The sequence below is a fragment of the Actinoalloteichus hoggarensis genome (assembly GCF_002234535.1).
Lineage (GTDB): Bacteria > Actinomycetota > Actinomycetes > Mycobacteriales > Pseudonocardiaceae > Actinoalloteichus_A > Actinoalloteichus_A hoggarensis.
Genome location: NZ_CP022521.1, coordinates 31,999 through 50,511 on the forward strand (window position 1 = coordinate 31,999; position 18,513 = coordinate 50,511).

General features: G+C 68.9%; 12 protein-coding genes and 1 tRNA gene. 6 read left to right on the forward strand and 7 right to left on the reverse strand.

The features are described from left to right. From AHOG_RS00135 to AHOG_RS00155, 5 genes are all read right to left on the reverse strand, one after another. A complete protein-coding gene (locus AHOG_RS00135) occupies window positions 1–1,467 on the reverse strand; it encodes a peptidoglycan D,D-transpeptidase FtsI family protein (protein WP_093939558.1) in 1,467 nt (488 codons plus the stop codon). Then, complete coding sequence (locus AHOG_RS00140) at window positions 1,464–2,909, reverse strand: FtsW/RodA/SpoVE family cell cycle protein (RefSeq protein ID WP_093944003.1); 1,446 nt, start codon at window positions 2,907–2,909, stop codon at window positions 1,464–1,466. Before AHOG_RS00140 ends, AHOG_RS00135 begins: the two co-directional genes overlap by 4 nt. Further along, window positions 2,909–4,393, reverse strand: a complete 1,485-nt coding sequence (locus AHOG_RS00145) for a PP2C family protein-serine/threonine phosphatase (RefSeq protein WP_157736544.1) — start codon at window positions 4,391–4,393, stop codon at window positions 2,909–2,911. The genes AHOG_RS00140 and AHOG_RS00145 overlap by 1 nt, the downstream gene beginning before the upstream one ends. Continuing rightward, complete coding sequence (locus AHOG_RS00150) at window positions 4,390–4,848, reverse strand: FHA domain-containing protein FhaB/FipA (RefSeq protein ID WP_093939559.1); 459 nt, start codon at window positions 4,846–4,848, stop codon at window positions 4,390–4,392. Before AHOG_RS00150 ends, AHOG_RS00145 begins: the two co-directional genes overlap by 4 nt. Before the next feature lie 209 nt (window positions 4,849–5,057). Beyond that, window positions 5,058–6,239: an FHA domain-containing protein gene (locus AHOG_RS00155; RefSeq protein ID WP_093939560.1), complete on the reverse strand. Its 1,182-nt coding sequence runs from the start codon at window positions 6,237–6,239 to the stop codon at window positions 5,058–5,060. A 138-nt stretch (window positions 6,240–6,377) separates the two neighbouring features. On the opposite strand from AHOG_RS00155, the gene AHOG_RS00160 reads away from it, so the two are divergent. Beyond that, window positions 6,378–6,463, forward strand: a tRNA-Leu gene (locus AHOG_RS00160). Between the two features lie 552 nt (window positions 6,464–7,015). Here the strand turns inward: AHOG_RS00160 and AHOG_RS00165 are convergent. Beyond that, window positions 7,016–8,233 carry an alpha/beta hydrolase family protein gene (locus tag AHOG_RS00165; RefSeq protein WP_093939561.1) on the reverse strand — a complete coding sequence of 406 codons (1,218 nt, stop codon included), beginning with the start codon at window positions 8,231–8,233 and terminating at the stop codon, window positions 7,016–7,018. Between the two features lie 191 nt (window positions 8,234–8,424). Between AHOG_RS00165 and argS the strand changes: the two genes are divergently transcribed. The 4 genes from argS to AHOG_RS00185 all read left to right on the forward strand — a co-directional run bounded on the left by argS (window position 8,425) and on the right by AHOG_RS00185 (window position 15,531). Next, the gene (gene argS / locus AHOG_RS00170) at window positions 8,425–10,173 is read left to right on the forward strand and encodes an arginine--tRNA ligase (protein WP_093944004.1); all 1,749 of its coding nucleotides are present in this window, start codon (window positions 8,425–8,427) and stop codon (window positions 10,171–10,173) included. Between the two features lie 293 nt (window positions 10,174–10,466). Continuing rightward, window positions 10,467–11,078: a hypothetical protein gene (locus AHOG_RS00175; RefSeq protein WP_245856490.1), complete on the forward strand. Its 612-nt coding sequence runs from the start codon at window positions 10,467–10,469 to the stop codon at window positions 11,076–11,078. A 126-nt stretch (window positions 11,079–11,204) separates the two neighbouring features. Further along, window positions 11,205–11,855, forward strand: coding sequence for an NAD(P)H-binding protein (locus AHOG_RS00180; RefSeq protein ID WP_093944005.1), 651 nt, complete (start codon window positions 11,205–11,207; stop codon window positions 11,853–11,855). A 445-nt stretch (window positions 11,856–12,300) separates the two neighbouring features. Then, entirely contained in the window at window positions 12,301–15,531 is a 3,231-nt protein-coding gene (locus AHOG_RS00185; RefSeq protein ID WP_169725785.1) for an L-tyrosine/L-tryptophan isonitrile synthase family protein, read from the forward strand. Between the two features lie 977 nt (window positions 15,532–16,508). On the opposite strand, the gene AHOG_RS00190 is transcribed toward AHOG_RS00185, so the two are convergent. Further along, window positions 16,509–17,135 carry a TetR/AcrR family transcriptional regulator gene (locus AHOG_RS00190; RefSeq protein ID WP_245856491.1) on the reverse strand — a complete coding sequence of 209 codons (627 nt, stop codon included), beginning with the start codon at window positions 17,133–17,135 and terminating at the stop codon, window positions 16,509–16,511. Window positions 17,136–17,324: 189 nt separating this feature from the next. Here AHOG_RS00190 and AHOG_RS00195 point away from each other — a divergent pair, with 189 nt between their 5' ends. Continuing rightward, window positions 17,325–18,353: a class I SAM-dependent methyltransferase gene (locus tag AHOG_RS00195; protein ID WP_093939565.1), complete on the forward strand. Its 1,029-nt coding sequence runs from the start codon at window positions 17,325–17,327 to the stop codon at window positions 18,351–18,353. Window positions 18,354–18,513 lie beyond the last annotated feature (160 nt).

The following is an 18,513-nucleotide window of genomic DNA, read 5'->3' on the forward strand; positions in this document are numbered from 1 at the left end:
TCAGCCACCTCCGAGCCCGGCGCCGATCACCGCTCGGCCGATCGGGGCGGCCACCCGGCCGCCGGTGGCACCCTGGCCCACGTTGCCGCCCGCCTCGACGAGCACCGCGACCGCGATCTGCGGGTCCTCCGCGGGAGCGAAGGCGACGTACCAGGCGTGCGGGTTCGTCTCGTTCGGGTCGACGCCCCACTGCGCGGTGCCCGTCTTCGACGCGATCGTCACGCCCGGGATCGATCCCTCGCCGTCGGTGTAGGCCTCCGCGGCGATCATCATCTCGGTGAGGCTCCGCGCGACCTGCGGCGACATCGCGTCCTCGACCTCGTCCGGCCGGGTCCGATCCAGCTCGTCCAACTCGGGGGTGAGGATCTGTGAGACCACGTGCGGCTGCATCCGGGTGCCCTCGTTCGCGATCGTCGCGACCATCATCGCGTTCTGCAACGGAGTGACCCGGACGTCGCGCTGCCCGATGCCGGTCTGGAACGTCGCAGGCCTGTCGGCCATCGGTCCGAGCTCGGACGAGGCCACCGACATCGGGATCTCGAGATCCGGATCACTGAAGCCTAGCGCCTCGGCCTTCTCCTGAAGGACCTCCGGCCCGAGTTCGTCCGCGATCACTCCGAACGGCACGTTGCAGGACTCCTCGACCGCTTGGAGCAGGGTGGCGTTCTGTCCGTCGCCGCAGACGTTGTTGTTGAAGTTGGGCAGCATGGTGTTGGTGCCCGGCAGCTGAATCGAGGATTCCGCTCTGACCGCGCTGTCGGCCGTGTAGCCGTTCTCCAACGCCGCCGCCGCGACCAGCAGCTTGAAGGTCGAGCCGGGCGGCTGGGTCTCCGAGATCGCCCGGTTGTGCAGCGGACGCCCCTCGTCGGCCTCCAGCGCGGCGGACGCCTCCGCCCGCGCCTCCGAGTCCAGCGTGGCCAGCTGGTTGGGGTCGAAGGTCGGCGTGGAGACCATGGTCAGGATGCGACCGGTGTCCGGCTCGATCGCGACCACGGAGCCGGTGAGCCCCTGATCGGTCATCATCTGATAGGCGGTCTCCTGCATCCGCCGATCGATGGTGAGCTCGACCATCCCGCCTCTGGCGTCCCGACCGGTGATCAGATCCGACAGCCTGCGGACGAACAGTCGGTCGTCGGAGCCGTTGAGCACCTGGTCCTCGGCACGCTCGAGGCCCGTTCGGCCTGCGGGCGAGTAGTACCCGGTGATCGGCGCGTAGATCGGGCCGTCGGGGTAGACCCGCTGGTAGGGGTAGACGTTGTCGCCCGTCTCCTCGACCGTGGCCACGGCCTCGTTGCCCACGATGATGTCGCCGCGCTGCCTGGCCAGCTCCTCGGTCAGCGTCCGGCTGTTGGACGGATGCGCCCGCAGCTCGTCGGACCAGATCACCTGGATGTAGGTCAGGTTCACCAGCAACGCGACGATCATCAGCATCACGGTGAGTGCGACTCGACGGATCGGAGTGTTCATGTCGGGCGAGCCACCATCTCCGTGTGGGCCTCGGCGATCGGCGCCTGCTTCGGCTTGGGCTTCGGCGGCGGGGCAGGCCTGCGCGCGGCGTCCGAGATGAGCAGCAGCAGCGCGATCAGGATGTAGTTCGCCAGCAGCGAGGAGCCGCCGTAGGACAGGAAGGGCGAGGTGATGCCGGTGGACGGGATCAGCCGGGTCGCGCCGCCGACCACGATGAAGACCTGAAGGCCGATGATGAAGGCCAGCCCGGCCGCCAGCATCTTGCCGAAGCTGTCCCGGACGGCCAGCGCCGTGCGCAGGCCCCGCATCACCAGCAGCAGGTAGAGCAGCAGCACGGCGGCGACGCCGACGAACCCGATCTCCTCGCCGATGGCGGCGACGATGAAGTCGGTCTGCACCTCGGGGATGAGCGTCGGCCTGCCGCCGCCGAGTCCGGTGCCGAAGATGCCGCCGGTGCCCAGCCCGAACAGCGACTGGGCGAGCTGGTAGCTGCTGCCCTCCTCGAGGAACATCCGCCCCAGCGGGTCCAGGAAGTTCAACACCCGGACACGGAGGTGGTTGAAGAGCGGATAGGCGATGACGCAGCCCGCCGCGAAGAGAGTGAGTCCGATGACCACCCACGAGACGCGCTCCGTGGCGATGTAGATCATCACCAGGACCAGGCCGAAGAACAGCAGCGAGGTGCCCAGGTCGCGCTCGAAGACCAGAACCCCGACGGAGGCGGCCCAGGCCAGCAGCATCGGAGCCATGTCACGCATCCTGGGGAAGTCCATCCCGAGGAAGCGGCGACCCGCGACCGTGAAGAGATCGCGTTTGGAGACGAGGAAGGAGGCAAAGAAGATCAACAGTAGGATCTTGGCGAACTCGCCGGGCTGGATGCCCGCACCGCCGATCCTGATCCAGATCTTCGCGCCACCGGAACCGGAGATGCTGTAGGGCAGGAATCCCGGCAGGGCCAGAGCGAACAGCCCGACGAAACCACAGGTGTAGCCGAAGCGGGCCATCAGCCGGTGATCCTTGATGAACGCCAGGACGAGGACGAACAGCACGATGCTGACGACCATCCAGCCGATCTGACGGTTGACCAGCGGAGTTCGTTCCGGGACGGCGGCGATCCTGGCGAGGTCGATCCGATGAATCATGATCAACCCGATCCCGTTGAGCAGCGCCGCGAACGGCAGGATCAGCGGATCGGCATACGGAGCCCACTTGCGCACCGCCAGATGCGCGATGCCGAAGACGGCGAGGAAGGCCACCCCGTTGTAGAGCAGCTGAGTGGTCAGCTCCTGCTCCTGGTTCGCCTCCACCAGCACGTTGGCGATGGTGACGAGCAGCGCGGCGAAGGCGAGCAGCAGCAGCTCGGTGTTACGGCGAGTGGGCGTGGCAGGGGGCCTCGGCGCTGCCTGCCCCGGATTCGACGCGGCGTCGACCGGGTTGGCCATCAGCCCACCGTCCGACAGTCGACTCCGGGCTCCTGCACCGGTCGTGCCGTGCCTACCGCGGCGTCCTGCTTGGCGTCCTCCCGCGTCGAGTCCTCCCGCGTCGAGTTCTCCCGCTCGCCCTCGTCCCGGTTCTCGTCCTGCTGACCGAGGAACGAACTCGGTCGGGTCGTCTCCGTCTCAGTGGGAAGGCCGTCAGAGGGATCATCCGACTCGCTCGACCGGCCCGCGGGCTCGACGTCGTGCTGCGAGGGGTTCTCCTCCGTACACGGCGGCAGGAGCTGCTCGGTGCGCAGCTGCTCGATCGTCTCCCTGGCATCGGCCAGACTGCCCTGGTTCACGATGCCGTTGCGCACCGTGCCCTGATAGGCGGGACGCAGATCGGTGATCTGAATCCGCTCGCAGTCCTCGCCCGCGTCGCCGCACGAGTCCTCCACCTGACGGTGCAGGGGAATCCCCATCACGGTGCCTCGCACGCCCTGGAAGACCGCGACCTCGTCGTCGTCGTTGGTGCTGACGAAGTACTGGCCCATCACGACCGAGTAGCCGAAGTACCCGCCGACGCCGAGCACGATCAACACGGCGAGCAGGATCAGGAACGTGCGCAGTCGCCGCCGCTTCGGCCGGGTCGGCTGCTCCGGCTCCGTCTCGGGCCGCGACGGCCTCGGCAGCGTCGTCGCCGAGGCACGAGCCGCCGCCGAGTCCGGCGGCGGCTGCTGCTCGGAGCCGTCGCCCGCGGCACCGCCCACGATGGGATCGTTCTCACCGAACTCGACGTCGACCACGTCGGCGACGATGCACGTGACGTTGTCCGGCCCGCCGCCCTTGAGCGCCAGCTCGATCAGTCGATCCGCGCAGGCCTGCGGGTCCTGGATGCGCATGGCCTCGTCGAGCGTCTCCTCGCTCACCGGGCCGGAGAGTCCGTCCGAGCACAGCAGGTAGCGGTCGCCCGCACGCGCCTCGCGGACGGTCAGCGTCAGCTCGACGTCGTTGCCGGTCAACGCCCGCAGCAGCAGGGAGCGCTGCGGATGATTCGCCGCGTCCTCCTCGCTGATCCGACCCTCGTCGATGAGGGACTGGACGAACGTGTCGTCGTGAGTGATCTGAGCGAATCTGCCGTCACGCAGCAGGTAGGCGCGAGAGTCGCCGACGTGGACCAGGCCCAGTCTGCTGCCCGCGAACAGCACGGCGGTCAGTGTGGTGCCCATGCCGTCGAGGTCGGGATCACCCGCGACCAACTCGTTGAGCATGCCGTTGCCGTTGCTCACGGCCTCACGGAGCCTGCCGAGCAGATCGTCGCCCGGCTCGTCGTCATCAAGCGGGGCGAGCGCGGCGATGACGACCTTGCTGGCCACCTCGCCCGCGGCATGCCCGCCCATGCCGTCGGCCAGCGCGAGAAGTCGAGGGCCTGCGTATACGGAGTCCTGGTTGTTGGAGCGAACCAGGCCTCGATCACTTCGGGCCGCATAGCGGAGGACAAGGGTCATGAGTGCAGCTCGATCACCGTCTTGCCGATACGGATCGGGGCTCTGAGCGAGACTCGGGTGGGACCCGTGACCTTCGCCCGGTCGAGGTAGGTGCCGTTGGTGGAGCCTAGATCCTCCACGTACCAGTCCGTTCCCCGGAGTACCAGACGCGCGTGTCGGGTCGAGGCGTAGTCGTCGTCCAACACCAGCGTCGAGTCGTCCGCCCGGCCGAGAGTGATGGGCCTGCCGTCCAATGAGATCCGGGTGCCCGCGAGGGCTCCGTGGGTCACGACGAGCTGCCGAGCGGATCGGCCACGAGCCGCCTTCTGCGGTTCACGTCGCCCGCCGGGCACCTGCACACGCAGACCGGAGGCCGCGTACAGATCGGATCGGACGACCCGGAGCGCGGCCAACACGAACAACCACAGCAGGGCGAGGAAACCCGCCCTCGTGAGCTGGATCACCAACTCTGGCATGACCGACCACCCCCGCTACGGAGGGGATATGCGCCTTCCACCGTTCTGGATGCTCCTACTCCATGCCGTCCACCGAAGCGTCGTGGACACCGACTCCATGCCGCTCATCGAAGCGTCGTGGACAGCGACTCCATGCCGTCCACCGAAGCATCGTGGTCGGAACTCCATGCCGCCACCGAGGTCTCGTGGCCGGTCGTGCCTGCGGCGCCTCAGCCCTGGCTGCGGAACACCAGGGAGGAGTGACCGATGCGGACGACATCGCCCTCCGCGAGCTGCCAAGTCTGAACTGAATTGCCGTTGACCGTGGTGCCGTTCGTCGAACCGAGATCAGCAAGGGTCGCACTCTGCCCGTCCCAGGTGATCTCCAGGTGTCGTCGGGAGACTCCCGTGTCGGGCAGCCGGAACTGCGCGTCCTGTCCCCGACCGACGACGTTGCTTCCCTGCACGAGCGTATAGGTGCGGTTGGAACCGTCGTCGAGCTGCAGCGTCGCGGTGACCTGACGAGGGCCGGTCTGCACGGCGGGCGGAGCATAGCCGCCCTGCTGCCCGTAGCCCTGCTGCTGCCCGTAGCCCTGCTGCTGCTGCTGCCCGTAGCCCTGCTGGCCGTAACCCTGCTGGTCGTAGCCCGGCTGACCACCCTGGTCGTAGCCCGGCTGCTGGCCGTAGCCCTGGTCGTACCCCTGCTGCTGGCCATAGCCCTGGTCGTAGCCCGGCTGGCCGCCGTAGCCCTGCTGCTGGCCGTAGTTCGGGTCGTAGCCCTGCTGCTGCTGGCCGTAGCCCTGGTCGTAGCCCGGCTGGCCGCCGTAGCCCTGCTGCTGGCCGTAGTTCGGGTCGTAGCCCTGCTGCTGCTGGCCGTAGCCCTGGTCATAGCCGTACTGCTGTTGTTGTTGGCCGTAACCCTGCTGGTCGTAGCCGTACTGCTGCTGGCCGTACGGGTCGCTCTCGGGGTACTGCTGGCCGGGGGGCTGGCTCATGGGTGGGTCTCCTGCGTTGCGAGATGGTGCCGCCTGGCTGCCCGCATCCGGGTCGACAGACGAACTGGTTCGGAACTGTCCCGTGTGCAGCGTTTCAGAGCGCTCCAGGGAGACTACGACGTCACCATAGGTATCCCACCCTTGTTCGGCGAGGTGCTCCTGGACGCAGTCGGCGAGTAGCTGCTTGACCCGGTGCTCGTCACCGGTGAGTCGCTCGTGGTCACTGGGCCCCAGCGTGACCACGTAGTGATTCGGTGCGAGCAGACGACCGCCCGCGAGCTCCTGAACGTGGCCGTCGGCCTCCCGCTGAAGGTTCTGCGCCAGCTCCTGCGGCACCACGTTCCCACCGAACACCCGCGCGAAGGTGTTCCCCACCATGCCTTCGAGACGGCGCTCGAAGCGCTGCACGAGGCCCACGGCATACCTCCACCCGATACGACTACTTGACCCGATCGTATCCGTGCGTGGAGCGACCCACAGCCTCTAGTGGAAAGTGCCCCGCAGAACGTGTGCTACGCTTTCGCCGCACCCAGCAAGCAGGGGTGCGAGTCACTCGGGCGAGTGGCGGAATGGCAGACGCGCACGGTTCAGGTCCGTGTGTCCGCAAGGACGTGAGGGTTCAACTCCCTCCTCGCCCACCATGTTCGCTGCCCCTTGGGGGCAGCTTTCCGTTTTCCTTGTATCTCCGGGGGGCCGAGCCCCCCGAGGCCCCCCACGGTGCGTGCTCCTCTAGCCGGGCCCGTGGTTGCTTCTTGTGTCTACCAGCTGGTGGGTGGGCTCGCCCTTCGGGCTTCGTGTTCGGCCTTCGGCCTCGGTGGTCCCGTTTCGTGGGTGTGTGGGCTTGGGGTGGGCTCGCCCTTCGGGCTTCGTGTTCGGCCTTCGGCCTCGGTGGTCCCGTTTCGTGGGTGTGTGGGCTTGGGGTGGGCTCGCCCTTCGGGCTTCGTGTTCGGCCTTCGGCCTCGGTGGTCCCGTCTTGTGGGTGTGTGGGCTTGGGGTGGGCTCGCCCTTCGCCCTTCGCCCTTCGGGCTTCGTGTTCGGCCTTCGGCCTTGGTGGTTCCGTTTCGTGGGTGTGTGGGCTTGGGGTGGGCTCGCCCTTCGGCGTGCGTGGTGGGTGGGTTCGTTGGTGCTTGTCGGCTGGGGAGTTCGGCCCGGCCCCGCCCCCGGGCGCTGGGGCGGGGTGATGGGCTGGGCCGTCAGCCGTGGAACTCGACCTCGGGGTAGTGCCTGCTGGGGGAACGCAGCAGGGGAGAGTCCACGTCGCGTAGGTGCTGATCGAGGAAGGCGCCCGTGTAGGTCCTGGTGACGGCCGCGGAGCGGTCGCCGGTCAGCTCGCCGACGCGGGGGTTCTCGCAGTCCGGAGTGGGGGCGAGGCCGGGAACCTCGAAGGCGTCGGCGAGGACCGGGAGATCCGTGAAGGCCATGTGCCCCGCGTTGCAGACCTGGAGCCACCGACGCCAGTCCTGGAGGTGGTCCCACTCCCGCGGCCAGGTCTCGTCGTGGCCCTCCTCACCCGGCGGGACGGCGTGCGCCTGCGCACCCATCATCAGGAAGGGGCGGTCCAGGCCCGCCTCGGCCGCCGAGGTCTGGAATGTGCCGTCGAGATTCACGCCCGCGTCGATCCGGTCGTCGGTCGCCATCGCGGTCAGCGCCGCGGATCCGCCGAGGGAGTGACCTGCGACGGCGATGCGCGTCTGGTCGATGAGGGCCGCCCTCGACCACGCCGGTCGATCTCTTGTCAGCTCGTCGATGACGAACGACGTGTCGGCCGCGCGGCCCCGCGACAGCTCCGCACCCAGCTCGCGACTCGACGCCTCATCACACAGCAGGCACTCCGTCACCCTGCCGTCGGGGAACTCGGCGGTCGCCTCGTACTTGTGATCGATGCCCGCCACCACGTAGCCCCGTGAGGCGAGGTCCTCGGCGAGTGTGGTCAGCGACTCCCTGCTCAGACCGGCACCCGGGGACAGGACGACGAGGGGACGGCCGCCGGGAGCGGGCCGCCCCGGCGCGCCCGCGAAGGAGTGGGTGGTCACCTTCGTCAGGGTGTCGCCGGGCAGTGCGAGGCCGTGACCAGCGATGATCGCGGCCGACACCGCCTCGGTGGTGTAGGGGGCACGCATGTCGCTCGGCGCGAGAGCCGGGTACCAGAGCGACACCATCACCTCGCGATCCTCCTCCGGTCGCCACCGGTCGGCGCGGCTCTCGTCGACGAGGTGCAGCGTGTCGACTCCGACCGGGTGCGGGCCGGTCGGAGCGGGCAGGACGGCCGAGGCGCCGGAGCCCGCCCCGGCCGCCGCGCCTGCCACGGGTGGTGACACGACGCCGGCGGCGAACGTGAGGGCCAGCGCGGCGACGAGGGTGCGAGATCCAGGGCGGGCTCGGAGGCGGGCATCAGATCGACTGAAGATCATCCATCGAAGTTAGGAACGCGGCGTCACGCCGGTATCCGGGCTGAGCCCGGATCTCCACCGGTGGCGACCCTGACAGGGAGATCGAGATCGGCGGGCGAGCGGCGTCCGGACGACGGAGACGCGGACGAACTTGAGATACTCGTCCAGGACGGGCAGTGCAGGTTGACGGAGAGAAGCAGGAGGACGCCGGGGTGCTACAGGGTGACGTCGGGCTGGAACTCGGTGCTCGGATCGCAGCCGCGCTGCGAACGGCACTGGACGTGTCGATCACTCCGGAAGAAGCCCTGATCCGACCCTCCGGCAGAGCGGGCGTCGACTACCAGTGCAACGTGGCGATGAGCCTCGCCAAGCGGCTCGGTCGTCAGCCGCGCGAGGTGGCGGCGGCGGCCGTCGAACACCTCGCCGCGGACGACCTGGTCGCGAGCACGGAGATCGCGGGCCCCGGCTTCGTCAACATCGTGCTTCGTGACGACTGGCTCGGCGCCAGGCTGTCGGCCCTGCTCGCCGATCCGAGAGCGGGAGTGCCCGAGGTCGACGCCCCCCGCCGGTTCGCGATCGACTACTCCAGCCCCAACCTGGCCAAGGAGATGCACGTCGGCCACCTGCGCTCCTCGATCATCGGAGACGCGCTGCTTCGGCTGATCCGCTTCGTCGGCCACGAGGTCGTGCCGCACAACCACGTCGGCGACTGGGGAACACCCTTCGGCATGCTCATCGAGCATCTGCTCGACGAAGGCTGGACCGCCGACGGCTCGCAGACCCACGCCATCGCCGACCTGAACGGCTTCTACCAGCAGGCCCGGCTGAAGTTCGACGCCGACGCCGACTTCGCCGACCGGGCCCGGCGGCGTGTCGTGCTCCTCCAGGGCGGTGACGAGGCGACGCTCGCGCTCTGGCAGCGGTTCGTCGACGAGTCGACCCGTCATTTCGAGGAGGTCTACCGGCTCCTGGGGATCTCGCTGCGACGGGAGGACCTCTACGGCGAGAGCTTCTACAACCCGATGCTCGACGACACGGTCACCGAGCTGACGGCCAAGGGCCTCACCGAGCTCAGCGACGGCGCCGTCTGCGTCTTCCCACCCGGCTTCACCAACCGTGAGGGCGAACGGCTGCCGCTGATCGTCCGCAAGTCCGACGGCGGCTACGGCTACCCGGCCACCGACCTCGCGACCGCGCGGTACTGGGCGGACGATCGTGCGGCGACCGACCTGCTCTACGTCGTCGGCAATCCGCAGGCCCAGCACTTCGCGATGGTCTTCGCCGTCTGCGAGCAGGCGGGTTGGCTGACCGAGAAGCACCGTGCCGAGCACGTCGGATTCGGCTCGATCCTCGGCGCCGACGGCAAGACGATCCGCACCAGGGCGGGCGGCTCGGTGAAGCTCGTCGAACTGCTGAACGAGGCCGTCGACCGCGCGAGCGCGGTGGTGGCGGAGCGCACCGAGCTCGACGCCGAGGCGAGGGCGTCGGTGGCGCACGCGGTGGGCATCGGCGCGGTGAAGTACGCCGACCTCTCCAGCGATCGGGAGAAGGACTACGTCTTCTCCTGGGACAAGATGCTCGCCATGGACGGCAACACCGCCGTCTACCTCCAGTACGCCAACACGCGGATCCTGTCGATCCTGCGGAAGGCGGAGTCCCGGCCGGAGCCCGGCACACCGGTGAACCCGGCAGACCCCGCGGAACGGGCGTTGGCGCTGGCGCTGCTGCGCTTCCCCGCCGCGGTGGCGGCCGCGGTGGACGGCCTGGCACCGCACCGGATCTGCGGGCACCTCTACGAGCTCGCCACCGCGTTCTCGGCCTTCTACGAGCGGTGCCCGATCCTGGCGGCGGACACCCCCGAGGACGTCCGCGGATCACGACTGGTGTTGGCGGCCCTCACCTCACAGGTGTTGACGCTGGGGTTGTCGTTGCTCGGCATCGAGGCTCCCGAACGACTCTGAGGTTCGCTCTCCTCCTTTCCGATGGTTTCGCGGGCATCGGGACGACCACCGTCTCGATGCCCGCTTCGATGCGTTACGCCGACTCGCGGAGTCCGACTCACACGAACGGCGGCATGCGGGGCCGAAGCCCGTCTACCGGTTATCGACCGGTCATCGATCGCTCACCGCCGTCGGTCGCATCGGCGGCCGGTAGCCGGTCGTCGCTTTCTCCTCAACTGGTACCCCTGCTCTGAGTAGAGCAGAAATGCGCGACTCACCCATTGTCGTGAAGTATCGGATAAGGAGGCCTGTCCGTGAACCGCTCACCAGGGCACGCGACCGGAAACAATGCCGACGTGTTGCCCGCCCGGCTGGAGCCGGACGTCGCGCTTCCCACCCCTGCGGAGCACCTCGCGACGGCCGCAGCCGATCTGCTCGGATGGCAGGGCGTCGTGCTGCCGGCTCTCACCCTCTTCGGCAGGCGCGTCATTCCCGTCGCCGAGCTGATTCACGAGGCGCATGCGGAGCGGTTGTGTCTCGGTTATGCGCCGGTCGTCGACCGAGCCTCGGTGGAGACCTGGGTCTGGCCGGAGTTGACCGCGCAGGTGCCGCCGCCCGCCGTCCGCATCGCGGGAATGCTGTCGCTCGGCAGGCACTGGCGTACGGGGCTCGCCTCCGTCGCGCCGTTCGCCCGCTTCTGCGGCGCGGCCGTGGTGCTGCCCGACGGCGTGCTGGGGCTCGCGGACTTCCAGGACAACTGTCTGCCACGTGCGCAGCGACACGACGTCACCGTGCTGACGGCCACGGTCGCCGACGACCGCCTCGACGTCGCCCAGTCGGCCTGGCCCGAGCTGGTGGATCCGACGGTGACGGTGACCGGGCTGTGGCTCAACGAGGTGGTCTACGAGCGGATGCTCGCCGAATAAGGGCTCCCGCCGATACGCGAGAACCCGACGTCCCCGGAGCGCGACCCGGCATGGCATCGCGGGGCAGGCGGACGACGACGGGCTGTGAGACGGCGCGCGAGACGAACCCGCACTACTGTGATCGTCGTGCATGTGGTGATCGCGGGCGGACACGGAAAGATCGCACTTCGACTTGAACGACTGCTGAGTGCGCGCGGCGACAGCGTCATCGGACTGGTCCGCAACCAGGACCATCTGGACGAGGTGGCCGACACCGGCGCGCAGGCGGTCCTCTGCGATCTCGAACAGGCCTCGGTGTCCTTCGTCGCCGACACGCTCGATCGCGCGGACACGGTGGTGTTCGCCGCAGGGGCAGGCCCCGGGAGCGGGGCCGCGAGGAAGGACACGGTGGATCGGGCCGCCGCGGTGCTGCTCGCCGATGCGAGTGTGGCGGCGGGCGTGCGGCGATATCTGCTGGTCAGCTCGATGGGAGTGGACCGGGCGGACGATCCCGACCTCGACGAGGTGTTCGCCGCGTATCTGCGGGCGAAGAAGGCCGCCGAAGACGAGCTGCGGACGAAGGACCTGGACTGGGCGGTGCTGCGGCCGGGTTCGCTGACCGACGAACAGGGGACGGGACTCGTCCGGCTGGCCCCTTCCGTGGCGCCCGGCTCCATCAGCAGGGACGACGTCGCCTCGGTCCTTCTCGGGCTGCTGGATCTCCCGGAGCTGGGCGGGATCACGGCTGAGCTCGTAGGCGGATCGACGCCGATCCCGGAGGCGTTGGCGACACTGTGACGTGGAGGGAAGCCCTCGGCGCGGCCGGATCGAGGCGTCGGGCCGCGTGACCGTGCGCGCGACCGAGGTGGTGACCTCCGCCATTGACGGAGGTCACCACTGGGCCCTGACTCGTGAGTTTCTTGTGTGTTTCTGGTGTGCTTACCCATAAGGGTGCACGATGGGACACGTTTCGCAGTCATAACGGCCATACCGGGCGACAAGTTTCATTCCCTTGGGTGGTCACGTGCTTACCCAGCAGGTTCGACTCCGCTGCGATCCGTTGCGACAATGCTTCCTCGCGTGACAACCGCTGTCGCGGATTCGGTGGGGGAGGCATGCGCGCGTGATGGGTCAGGACGGGCTCTTGTTGTCCTGGGAGCATTCGGCCGCTGAGGCTGTGCCTGCGAGAACAGGCCCGAGCATTCCTCGACCGGACGCGCTGAGACCGGCCCCGTTAGCCCGAATGGCCGCAGAGGAGGTACTCACCGCGGAGCAGCTCGACACACTTCTGCGTGCGGGCGGCTATCCGCTCACCGTCGTCGAGAAACAGAACGGCATCCTGCTCACCGGCCCGGGCACCGGTACGGGAATACGAATACCGGCACCCGTCGACCGGCTGGCGGTGTACCGGGTATTGGTGCGGCTTCGCCAGACCCGTTCCCGGACCGACGTGGACTGGCAGCAGGACACCGTCGGGCAGGCCGAAGCGGGCGGGATCTTCCGGGACCGGACCGTCGGCGACCGACGCCGGTTCGACGTGCTCGGCGAACGACAGGTCATCGCGGGCGGGTCCGACCTGCCGCCCGAGCTTCCCCGCGGCCCGTTCGCGCTGCACTGCGTGGTGTTGCCCGCCGACCGTGTCGACACACTCTTTCCCGCGACGCCGCTGCCCGAGTCGTCGGCGGCCGAGGCACGCAGCCGACTGCGCTTTCTGACCGATTCGGATGGAGCGATCGCCTTTCCGCTGTTCGGGATGCCCGACGTCGGCCCGATCGGTGCGGCGGCAGGCCGGCGCACCCTCATCGCGGAGCTGACGTCCTCGGCAGGTGCGCTCCTGCTGGCCGAACCCGATCTGCTGGGCGGTCGAGGTTCGTGGCGGGTCGAGCTGGAGACCGAGCCCGGCGCGCCGATGCTCGGTGGATCGCAGCAGATCTGGCCCGCCCGGCACGTCGTCCGCAGGCAGGTGCAGGGCAGGCTGGATCGAAGCTGGTCGCTGACGGAGCTGCTGGGCACCGACCCACTGCTCCGGCTCTACGCGGCGGCCAGACCCGCGCTGCTCGCCCTCGTCGACACCGAGTCCGGAGCGACCGCGGTGTTGCGATCCGCCCAGGTCCACCCGGCACACCCGGAGTTCCCCGGCGGCACGCTGCCGGTCAGCATCAGCGCCTTGATCAGTGGTCAGGACCGGCATTCCCCGACACTGCTGCAGCGGGCGGTGGAGAACCGCTTCGAGCGCGCCGAGAGCGAGCTGGATCACTTCGTCGAATTCGTCGTGCGTCCGGTCGTCGTGCTCTTCCGGGTCCTGCTCGACCGGTACGGGTTCGGGCTGTCGGGGCTCGACGAGGCGAACGTCGCCGTAGAGCTGTCGCCCGAGCTGCACCTCACCGGTCGGGTGGTGCTTCGTGATCCGACGGTGCCGACCGAGGCGGCCTGCACGCGGGACGCGGACGGCTGTGAGGCGGGCGACGGGATGCGGGTGCTGTACGACCTGCTCGGTGTACTGGCCGTCGCCTTCCGGCGGTGCACCGCCTGGTTCGACCGATACTCCGCCCACGACGTCCGGCGGGCCGTGACCGACGTGCTGACGGAGGAGCTGCGGTTCCTGCGTCCCGAGACCGCGGCGCGGCTCGACACCGATCACCCGCTGCGGCGATTCGTCCACAGCGTCTCGACCGCACAGGACGAACAGCTCAAGGACGTGCTCGCCGAGGTGCGCGGCCGTACCCAGGCCCGGCGGGCGGGGCAGACTCGGCGCCGGCCCTCGGTGTTCATCCAGCTGGACTCCGCCGACCCAGAGGGAAGCCTGCCTGGACTGCGTCGATTCCGCTGGGACGTGACCGACGCGGGCGGGGAGGTGTTCCTCGTGCGGGGTGAGGACGTTCGGCGCACCGTGGCGCGGATCAAGGAGCGGGAGCGCCTGGAGACGGTGGCGGTCATCGCCGACTCCTCGGCGAACTGGCCACTGCTCGTCCGCGAGTTCCCTCGGGCGGTGCGGCTCGTCCTCGGCCCGCCCTCGGCGGACACCGCGGCCGCCGCCACGAACAGTCCGACGATCCAGAGCTTCGAGACCACACCTCGGCCCGCCGCCGAGGGGGTCGACCAGCCGCGCCTCTCCTACGCATGCTCGCTGGCCGGGCTGCGCATCGGTGAACTGCGGACCAATCGGCCCGCGCGTCGCCAAGCGGTGCGGCTGTCCATGGCGGAGAGCCGCTCCATCGTCGACACACTGGTCCGCGGTGCCGACAGTGCCGCGGCCCGGGTGGCCGTGAACGCACGACGACATCTCGCGGATCGACTCGGCGCGGTGGGCTCCGAACAGGAGCGGACCGTGTTGTTGATCCATCACCTTCTCACCCGGAAGCAGTTCATCAAGGGTGCGCGGTCGAACTACCCGCCGGAGCAGGCGATGCGGGACATGCGTCCGTTTCTGGCACGCGACGCGCCCATCCGCATGGTCATCACCGGATTCCCGATCAAGCACGGTCAGAACGGCCTGAAGGCCGCTGGTCTGCTGCCGGATCTCGCTGAACTGGGCGTCCTGGTTCGGCTGCGCGAACTGACGAAGGCCGTCGCACAGATCTATCCGCCGGGGGTTCGGCTGACGGTGCTGACCGACGGCCAGCACTTCCACTCCCGGCCGGACTCGGCGACGGCGGCCTATCAGCGGACGCTGCACGGCTATCTGGCTCTGGTCGGCGCCGACGACGTCATCGAGCTGACCGACATCGACGAGTTGGCGGGCGACCGGCTGACGCCGCGGCGCAAAGCCGAACGGAGCGGCCGCATCCGTCGGTATCACCAGGGACTGCTCACCCTGCTCGACGGCCTGGACGTGGCGGCGGACCCGCTCGGCACGCTGGACGAGGTCGTGCGCCGGTCCCTCCGGCCCAAGGGCGGGGTGCTCGACGCCGGGCTCGCCCACGACCTCCTGACCGCGTTGCCGGACTTCTTCCATTCCGCTCTCTACTCGACCGCGCCCGACGTCCCGCCCGCCGCCGATTCGATGAGCTGGTCGGCTCGGGTGTTCGCCGACGTGTTCGACGTGCGCGATTCCGCCGCGGGGGAGGCCGTGCTCGACGCGCGCAGACAGGTGTTGCGACGGGCCTGGCGGTCGGCCGTGCGTTACGTGGTGGTCCGGCGCGCCGACCACGATTCCGACTACGAGGACGTCTTCCCGGCACGGGTCCGGTTGACGAACGTGCCGAGACCGGGCCGCTGCGGGTTCTCGGGGCTGGGCGGCTCCGGGCTGCTGCCCTGGCACGGGACGGGCGCCGTCGACCGAAAGGGCAACGTCTCGACGGATTTCGCCGTCTCGCTGTACGACCAGGCCTTCGTTCCGGTGTACTCGCCGCTGCTCGGCACCAGACAGCCCTGGATGATGGTGCCGATCACGGCCGCTCGGGTGGTGCCCGGCCAGCTCGGTGCGCGACTCGACCCCGAGTTCGCCAGCACTATTCGACTGCGCAGGAGGTGATCGACGCCGGGCGTCGCGGCCGTCGATCAAGGGCGGCCCCGGAGCCCGGTCCGACGAGAAACCCTTGCCAGCACAGGGAAATCGGCCTGTCGCCGCGGCCATGAAGATCGTTTATCACCCGGTCGGTTGACGGGTCGGGTCCTCCGCCTGCCGCCCCGAGATGCCGATATTCACTCCGTGACCGGCCGGGCCGTGGTGCGTCGGCGCGCACGGACGGCCGGGTCGTGCGGCCCTGCCCGGGTCGAAGTCCGCCCGGCGTGATCACGTCCGGCGGTAGCTGCGCGTCGCGTGCTGAGGAGTGGTGCTCGTGGAATCGTCTGCACTCGCCGAGTGGACCTGGCCACCCAGGGACGCCTCATGGCCGAGTGGGTCCAGTTGTCGTCCGGCGGCGCGAGAGGCGCGGCACTCGGAGAAGAAACCCGCGCTGCTGCGGATGCCGCGTCGGGACAGCCGGTGCTCCTCCTGCCTTGCCGGCGTGCACCGGTGGCATCAGGAGTCCGTCGAGAACACCCGGGCCGCGGTGCTGCTGCGCTTCGAGTGCTCGTGTGAGGACTGTGGACGGTGTACCGACGGGATGGTCCTGGTGACACCGCACCGCGAAGGTGAGGGAAGGCATCGCGCCAGGCGAGGCGTGCACCTGGCCGGATGAGCCGCACCGTCGTCCTCGACGCGAGTCCGCGCGGTTGCGTCGTCGCCGGGGCTCACCTGACGGACGGCCGCCACTCGGCCGTCCGAGTCGGTGCCTCGATCGAAGTCAGCGCGGTCTGTCGATCAGACGTCGCCGCGGCCCGGCATGGAGACCTCTCGTCGCACGATCGAGCCCGCCGGCCGCTCGGACCGCTGTGGTCGGGTCGGCTCGCGTCGGGCGGCCGCGGTCGAATCCTCGCGTCGGGGCGTGCTCGGGATCGTGGTGTCTCATCGGCTCGGCTTGGGTTTCGGCTTCGGCGCGACTCGGACGCCGCTCGTCGCGGGGCCGTTCATTCCGTCGCCGGATCGAGTCGGGCCGACAGATATCCCCGGATCATGGCCTTCGCCTCGTCCACAACGTGTCCGTCGCCGATGGGATCGCGCCGGAACGCGAGGTTGAGCACCGCGTCGGCGGCCTCGATCGCGACGGCCAGCGGCAGCCGCAGGCTTTCCGCGGCGATCTCGAATCGAGGCGCGAGCAGCCGCGTGAGTCCGTCGGTGATCAGCGCGTTGTTCTCCTTGCGCTCGTCGAGAAGCTGGAGGTCCACGGCGTCGCCGAAGTGCAGTCGGGAGAATCCTGGGACGGTGCGGTGCATCGCCACGTACACGTCGAAGACCGTGTCCACCGCCCCCCACCAGTCTCCCGGCGCGCTGGCGGCCAGCTGTTCGCGCACCCTGGCGAGGAAGTCGTCGAGGTTGCGCCTGGTCAGTTCCGCGACGACGGCCTTCTTGTCCGGGAAGAACTGGTACAGCGAGCCGACGGCGACGCCCGCGCGCTCGGCGATGAGGGTGGTCGTCACTCCGTCGTAGCCGAGTTCGCTCACGAGTTCGGCGCAGGCGCTGAGCATTCTCTCGACTCGTTGTGTGCTGCGCTGTTGTACGGGACGCCTACGGAGCGAGGTCGGGGCGATGGTCACAGCAACTCTCCTCACGGTGTGGTCGGTGGAGATCCGGGCCTTTTCACGTGAGCTGCGTCTCACCTAGTATGCGAAGTAGTTTCGCGTCCGGGAGGGCGGCTCAACAGGCGGCTCCTCCCTTCTCTAACGATCTCGTTCGCCGGGAGCGACGGTGCGCTACCAGATCGAGCGAACGAGACAGGAGGCGTCATGACATCGCTGTCGTCCTCATCTCGATGGTCCGACGCGGATCTCGGCCGCACTCAGGTCCGAGGAACGCATCGAGTCGATCTACGACCCACCGGGCGTGACGTGTTCGCCGACGCGAGGCCGATCGACTTCTCTCGGCTGAGCTGGCGGGAGGTCGGCAGGCCGTTCCGCGTCGAGAACTGGTCCCGTGACCGACGCGCCTGGGAGGCCGAGCATGACGAGTCGCTCCCGGTCCCGTTGGCCTGGCGGATGTTCAACCGCTCCTTCCAATCCCTGTTCGACACCGATCCGGTGCGTGCCAGGGTCGCCGCACTGCGAGAGGCGGGACTGAGGCTGTCCGCGTTGCAGGTCAAGGCGGCCTACGCTGCTCTGTCCGAAGTGGCCAGATGGACGGTCTGGAACCAGGCGCACCGAGTCGGAGACACGGTGTGGGACCCGAGGGCCAAACGATCCCTGTTTCACGGACTGGACGTGAAGCGGCCGAGAATCCTGTTCCTCGGTGCCGCGGAGGGCTACGAGGCCATGCTGCTCTCGGCGATGTATCCGGGCGGCGAGGTGGTTCTGGTCGATTACGACGAGTACTGCGTGACAGGACGGTTCGGCGCCTTCCCGACCGACTATCCCTTCCTGGGCGCCGATCCGGCCACCGGCGCGCCCCGGGTCTGGCACCGCGACGAGATGGACGTCTCGTACCTGGTCTCCGACATCCGTGATCTCGACTTCGGCCGCGAGTTCGACATCGTCGTGTCGATCGGTCTCGTCGAGCACTTCCCCGACCAGTACAAGCCGATGGCCTTCGACTGGCATCGACGCTTCCTCCGCCCCGGCGGCTACGCGATCCTCACCACGCCGAGGGTCGCCCTGCGCACCAAGGCGTTCTACCGACTGTTCGGCGATCTCATGAACTTCTCGTACCGCGAGCTGCAGAACGTCGCACAGCTCGGCCTGTACGCGCACGAGAACGGGTTCGAGGTGCTGCGACACGGGGAGATCAAGTCGCACAACGGAATCGTCTGCCGGGCACGCTGACACAGGATCGGCGGAGGCAGCGGAACACTCGCCGTATGGTCCGTCGAATCACCGACGGCCGAGACACGGACACGCCGTCCCCTCGAGCACGCACTCTCGGCGATGGCGATGAAGGTAGGACGAGAGGCGGGTGGCGTGGGCGGCCACCCGCCTCTCGCGG